Here is a 6,148-nt window from a genome sequence, read left to right on the forward strand (position 1 = left end):
TCGGGCTGTTCGTCGTCGTCGGGCACGAGCATTTCGCGAAGGGGCGTGACTACGCCGACGGCATCCCGCAGAGCGAGCACGACATCTCGGCGGTCTAGGAGGCCGGTTCGCCGGGGTCGTCGGGAAGCAACGGAACACCGGGACGGTGATCGCGCCCGAGCAGAGTGGCCGAGGTGACCGCGCCGGCACCGTAGCGAGAGTGCAGGTCGTCGAGGACGGCATCGAGCGCGTGCCGGTCGACGGCACGATGGGTCCGCGCATCGCCGGTACCGGTCTCCGCGCCGACCGGGTCGTCGAACGGTAGCTCGAGCTGTTCGACGCCCTCGCCGGCGAGATTCGTCACCGCGATACCGATCAGGGTGAGACCGCACTCGGCGATGAGCGGCCGGGTCTGTTCGAGCAGGTCGCGTGCTGTGGCCGACAGGATGTCGGTGCGGGCGGTGGCCCCGGGAAGGGTGTGAGAGCGCGTCGCGCGGGTGTAGTCGGCGAACCGCATCCGTAGGACGACCGTGCGCCCGAGACGTCCGGATCGGCGCATCCGCCGGCATACCCGGTCGACGAGCAACTGCAGCGTCTCCTCCACCGACTCCATGCTGTGCGGTCCGCGACCCAGCGCGTGCTGCGCGCCCATCGAACTGCGCCGCCGGTGACGGACCGGACGCGGATCGTGACCGATCGCGAGGGCGTGCAGGTGGCGTCCCGCCGCGCGTCCGAGCAGCGAAACCAGATCGGACTCGGAACGGGAGGCGACGTCGGCCACGGTCCTCAGTCCGTGCGTGTGCAGCTTCGCCGCGGTGACCTTGCCGACGCCCCACAACCGCTCCACCGGCAACGGGTGGAGGAACTCCGGTTCGGCATGCGGAGGGACGAGGAGCAGGCCGTCGGGTTTGGCCACCCCGCTCGCGACCTTCGCGAGAAACTTGGTGCGGGCGACACCGACGGTGATCGGCAGGCCCACCTCCTCGGCGACCGTGCGGCGCAGGCGCGCGGCGATGTCGACGGGGCTGCCCGCGATGCGCCCCAGGCCGGAGACGTCGAGGAACGCCTCGTCGATCGAGATTCCCTCCACGAGGGGCGTCGTGCGGTCGAAGATCGCGAACACGTCGCGGGAGGCCTGCGCATAGGCCTCCATGCGGGGAGGCACCGAGATCACTCCCGGACACAGCGCGCGAGCGGCCCGGCCGGACATCGCGGTGACGATGCCGTGGGCCTTGGCCTCGTAGCTCGCCGCGAGCACCACGCCCCCACCCACGATGATCGGTTTGCCGCGCAGCCACGGATCGTCGCGCTGCTCCACCGACGCGTAGAACGCGTCGAGGTCGGCGTGCAGCACCGTCGCGTCGGACACGAACACATGTTCGCACCGATCGCCGACACGGCAGCGGGAACGCGAGTCAGCGCGTGAGCGTCGACAGCGCCTGCGCCACGTTCGACACCTCGAACTTCTTCATGCCCTTCGGTACACCTTCGACATCGCGCGGAACGACTCCGCGGTCGAAGCCGAGCCGGTTCGCCTCCGCGAGACGACGGCCCGCGCCTGCGACACGACGGACCTCGCCGGCGAGACCGACTTCGCCGAGCAGCACGGTGCCGGCGGGTACGGGCTGGTCGCGCACGGCCGAGGCGACGGCGAGCGCGAGCGCGAGGTCGGCGGACGGATCGGTGATCCGCATGCCACCGACGGTGGAGGCGTAGACATCGCAGTTGCCGAGCCGGCCGAGACCGCAGCGACGCTCGAGCACCGCGAGCACCATCGCGACCCGCGCGGAGTCGAGGCCGCTCACGGCACGTCGCGGAGACGGATTGTGGGTGGGCACCACGAGAGCCTGGACCTCACCGAGGAGCGGGCGCTTGCCGTCCATCGTCACCGTGACCGCCGTGCCGGGCACGGCCTCGTCGCGGTGCTGCAGGAACAATCCGGACGGGTCGCTCACGCCGACGATTCCGTCTTCAGCGAGTTCGAAACAGCCCACTTCGTCGGCGGCCCCGAAGCGGTTCTTCACCCCGCGCACCATGCGCAGCGTGGAGTGCTTGTCGCCCTCGAAGTGCAGCACCACGTCGACGAGGTGCTCGAGGGAACGCGGACCGGCCACCGCGCCGTCCTTGGTGACGTGACCGATGAGCAGCACCGGGATGCCGCTGGACTTCGCGAGGGAGGTCAAGGCGCTGGTGACCGCGCGCACCTGTGTCACACCGCCGGTGACGCCGTCGACGTCGGCGGCGAGCATCGTCTGTACGGAGTCGACCACGAGCAGCGTGGGCCCGACCTGCTCGACGTGCCCGAAGATCGTCGCGAGGTCGTTCTCGGCGGCGAGATAGACCCGGTCGTGTACGGCACCGGTACGGTCGGCGCGCAACCGCACCTGACCGGCCGATTCCTCGCCGGTGACGTAGAGAGCCCGATCGGACTCGCCGCGCAGCGCCCACCGGTGCACCACCTCGAGGAGCAACGTGGACTTGCCGACGCCGGGTTCGCCGGCGAGGAGGACGACGGAACCGGGGACGACGCCGCCGCCGAGGACGCGGTCGAGCTCCGGGATGCCCGTGGACTTCGCGTGCGTCGCCTTGCCGTCGATCTGCGACAGGGGAGTGGCCGGAGTGCTCGGCAACACGGCGGCGGCACCGGCGCGGGCGAGCGAGGTGCCGGCTCGTGCGGCGACCGCGACGGGCTGGACGGGTGCTTCGTCCATCGACCCCCACGTGCCGCATTCGGGGCAGCGTCCGACCCACTTCGCGACGGTGTGCGAGCAGTCGGAACAGCGGTAGAGGGTCTTGGTCTTTGCCACGGCCGGAGAATAGACGGTCGGACCGACATCGGGCGGATACGGAAGGGCCCGGCCGAGCTGTGCTCGACCGGGCCCTCTCGTAAGGAACTCCTAGTGTGCTTCGCCCACGATCGGCGAGAGTTCCGACTCGTCGCGGGGAAGCTCCGGTCCGGCGTCGACCGGCACGGACAGCGTCACGTCGCCGGCCTCGGCGAAGGTGAAGGTGACGGGGATCGTCAGGCCCGGACGGACACCCTCGGAAAGGTTCACGAGCTCGACGCTGTTGACGACGCCGGCCGGAGCGGGGGAGGGGGTCTCCTCGGTGCTGTTCGGACGCGGCGACTCGTCGACCTCCTCGACGAGGGCGGCGTTCGCCTCGGAGACGCCGGCGACCACGGAGGACTGCGGGGGGACCTCGATGGGAGTGCCCGTGACCGAAGCCGCGAAATCGGTGGAGATACCGGTGAGGTTGTCGCCCACGTACGGGTCGAGGTTGACGATCGTGAAGCCGAGCTGGGCGGTGCCGCCGGGCTCGATGCTGTACTCCTCGGAGTTCGGGTAGATCACGTGCACGTTGCGCAGCGCGAGGCTGCCGGCGTCCACGTTGGAACCGTTGATGGCCGCGACCTGCGTCGAGGTCTGGGTGATCTGACCGGCGCTGCACGCGGACATCGTGAGCGCCGCTCCCGCGGCAAGGGCGAGAGCGGTCACGACTCGACGAGTCGGCGCTTTGAGAGCAGTCACGGGTTCCTCCACTCGAGTAAGGCTCGCAATCCACTAGGCAGAGTAGTAGTTCCCGTGTGCGCTGTGTACGTCGGGGCCGGATCTCGTGCGGATTCCCGTCCGGGCGGCGATATCGACGGGCGCCGACCGGAGGGTGTGTCGGACGTCACCCGATACACGGAACAGACTGCCTGTCAAGCCCTGCGCTCAACGCTCGATGCCCCTGACCTGCACCGTTGACGCGAGGGCGATGTGGTCACGTGTTAAACTGGGAGAATCGAAAGGGGCACGGGACACATGATTTTCAAGGTCGGAGACACCGTCGTATACCCCCATCACGGTGCGGCGCTGATCGAAGCAATCGAAACACGCACCATCAAGGGTGAGCAGAAGGAATATCTGGTTCTGAAAGTCGCGCAGGGCGACCTGACGGTCCGGGTACCTGCAGAGAACGCGGAGTACGTCGGAGTTCGCGACGTCGTCGGGCAGGAAGGCCTCGACAAGGTTTTCCAGGTGCTGCGCGCACCCCACACCGAAGAACCCACCAACTGGTCACGGCGGTACAAGGCCAACCTCGAGAAGCTGGCCTCCGGCGATGTCAACAAGGTCGCAGAAGTGGTGCGCGATCTGTGGCGCCGGGAGCAGGACCGCGGCCTGTCCGCAGGTGAGAAGCGGATGCTCGCCAAGGCTCGTCAGATCCTCGTCGGTGAGCTCGCGCTCGCCGAAGGCACCGACGACGTCAAGGCGGAAACCATGCTCGACGAGGTTCTCGCCGCCGCTTCCTGATCGGCGCGAGACATCGGCAAACTGCACATGAACGATCGCAACGGGCCGGTCGTCGGAATCCTTCCGGCGGCCGGCCGTGGTGTTCGCCTGGGTGAACCACTGCCCAAGGCGTTCGTGGAACTCGACGGCCGCACCATGCTCGACCGCTCGGTCGAGGCGATGTTCGCCTCGGCGGTGGTCGATCGTGTCGTGATCGTCGCGCCACCCGAATTGGCCGCGACGCCCGCGGCCCGGCTGGTCGGTGAGGCGTTCGCCGACCGGGTGAGCGTGGTGGCGGGTGGCGCCGAACGCGCCGACTCGGTGCGTGCCGGTCTCTCGGCGGCATGGGGAGCACGGTTCGTCCTCGTCCACGATGCCGCGCGTGCGCTCACCCCGGCCGATCTGTTCGTCCGGGTCGTGGACGCGCTGCGAGCGGGCAGCGACGCGGTGATCCCCGTCCTGCCCGTCGTCGACACCGTCAAGAGTGTGGACGCCGAGGGCGACGTCACCGGCACCCCCGACCGCTCGACCCTCCGCGCGGTACAGACCCCGCAGGGATTCGACGTCGCGCTGCTCGAGCGGGCGAACCGCGACGCCGCCGACGCCACGGACGACGCGGGACTCGTCGAGCGGTTGGGACAACGCGTCACCACCGTCGCGGGCGACCCGCTCGCTTTCAAGATCACCACCCCGCTGGACCTGGTGCTGGCACGTGCCGTGCTCGCGTCCGGCGTCCGCACCGAGAAGGAGATGTGAGCATCGTGCGTGTCGGTATCGGAACGGACGTGCATCCCGTGGAGCCCGGCCGGCCCTGCCGGTTGGCCGGGCTGCTGTTCGAGGACGCCGACGGCTGCGCGGGCCACTCGGACGGTGACGTCGCCGCGCACGCCCTGTGCGATGCCGTGCTCTCGGCCGCCGGTCTCGGCGACCTCGGAGCCGTCTTCGGTACGGGGCGACCCGAGATGGCCGGTGCCTCCGGCGTCGCCATGCTCGAGGAGGTGCGACGTCTGCTCTCCGACGCCGGCTGGGTGGTGGGCAACGCCGCCGTTCAGGTGATCGGGAACCGCCCGAAGATCGGGCCGCGACGCGAGGAGGCGCAGGCGGTGCTGTCCGCGGCGCTCGGCGGTCCGGTCTCCGTGTCGGCAACCACGACGGACGGACTCGGCCTCACCGGCCGGGGGGAAGGTGTGGCCGCAGTTGCGACCGCACTGGTCCTGGCGCAGCAGGACGAGCGGTAGGATCGACGGTCGTGACCTTGCGCTTATACGACACCGAATCGCGGGCCGTGCGGGATTTCGAACCGCTGACCCCCGGCCAGGCCTCGGTGTACCTGTGTGGGGCCACCGTCCAAGGCGAACCCCATATCGGGCACGTACGCAGCGGCGTTGCGTTCGACGTGCTCCGCCGATGGCTCGGAGCCAAGGGCCTCGATGTCTTGTTTGTGAGAAATGTCACAGACATCGAAGACAAGATTCTTCGCAAGGCAGCAGAAGCGGGCCGACCGTGGTGGGAATGGGCCTCGACCTACGAGCGGGCCTTCAACCGCGCCTACGACGCGCTCGGTGTACTTCCCCCCTCGGTGGAACCCCGCGCGACCGGCCACATCACACAGATGATCGAACTCATCCAGCGTCTCATCGACGCCGGGCACGCCTACGCCGCCGACGGCGACGTCTATTTCGACGTGCTGAGCTATCCGGAATACGGAGCCCTCTCCGGTCACCGCATCGAGGACGTCCATCAGGGTGAGAGCGCCGGACTCGGCAAGCGCGACCCGCGAGACTTCACGCTGTGGAAGGCCGAGAAGCCTGGGGAGCCGTCGTGGCCCACCCCGTGGGGACGCGGTCGTCCCGGTTGGCATCTCGAGTGCTCCGCGATGGCGGGCTTCTATCTCG

The 6,148-nt window shown here is 69.2% G+C and carries 7 protein-coding genes; 4 read left to right on the plus strand and 3 right to left on the minus strand.

Annotated features, from left to right (window positions below):
* Positions 1-94 precede the first annotated feature (94 nt).
* From dinB to R1101_RS0114245, 3 genes are all read right to left on the minus strand, one after another.
* A complete protein-coding gene (dinB, locus tag R1101_RS0114235; protein ID WP_016934081.1) occupies positions 95-1,354 on the minus strand; it encodes a DNA polymerase IV in 1,260 nt (419 codons plus the stop codon).
* A 40-nt stretch (positions 1,355-1,394) separates the two neighbouring features.
* Positions 1,395-2,786 carry a DNA repair protein RadA gene (gene radA, locus R1101_RS0114240; RefSeq protein ID WP_016934082.1) on the minus strand — a complete coding sequence of 464 codons (1,392 nt, stop codon included), beginning with the start codon at positions 2,784-2,786 and terminating at the stop codon, positions 1,395-1,397.
* Positions 2,787-2,876: 90 nt separating this feature from the next.
* Positions 2,877-3,509 (minus strand): hypothetical protein, encoded by a 633-nt coding sequence (locus R1101_RS0114245; protein ID WP_026003274.1) that lies wholly within the window; start codon positions 3,507-3,509, stop codon positions 2,877-2,879.
* 276 nt (positions 3,510-3,785) lie between these two features.
* Here R1101_RS0114245 and carD point away from each other — a divergent pair, with 276 nt between their 5' ends.
* The 4 genes from carD to R1101_RS0114265 all read left to right on the plus strand — a co-directional run.
* The gene (carD, locus tag R1101_RS0114250; protein WP_006550486.1) at positions 3,786-4,274 is read left to right on the plus strand and encodes an RNA polymerase-binding transcription factor CarD; all 489 of its coding nucleotides are present in this window, start codon (positions 3,786-3,788) and stop codon (positions 4,272-4,274) included.
* A 27-nt stretch (positions 4,275-4,301) separates the two neighbouring features.
* On the plus strand, positions 4,302-5,009 hold the full coding sequence (ispD, locus tag R1101_RS0114255; protein WP_016934084.1) for a 2-C-methyl-D-erythritol 4-phosphate cytidylyltransferase: 708 nt from the start codon (positions 4,302-4,304) through the stop codon (positions 5,007-5,009).
* A gap of 5 nt (positions 5,010-5,014) precedes the next feature.
* Positions 5,015-5,491 carry a 2-C-methyl-D-erythritol 2,4-cyclodiphosphate synthase gene (gene ispF, locus R1101_RS0114260; protein ID WP_026003275.1) on the plus strand — a complete coding sequence of 159 codons (477 nt, stop codon included), beginning with the start codon at positions 5,015-5,017 and terminating at the stop codon, positions 5,489-5,491.
* Between the two features lie 11 nt (positions 5,492-5,502).
* A partial coding sequence (locus R1101_RS0114265; RefSeq protein ID WP_016934086.1) for a class I tRNA ligase family protein occupies positions 5,503-6,148 on the plus strand: 646 nt, incomplete at its 3' end.

Source organism: Rhodococcus sp. R1101 (genome assembly GCF_000278445.1).
In the GTDB taxonomy this organism is placed as follows: domain Bacteria; phylum Actinomycetota; class Actinomycetes; order Mycobacteriales; family Mycobacteriaceae; genus Rhodococcus; species Rhodococcus gordoniae.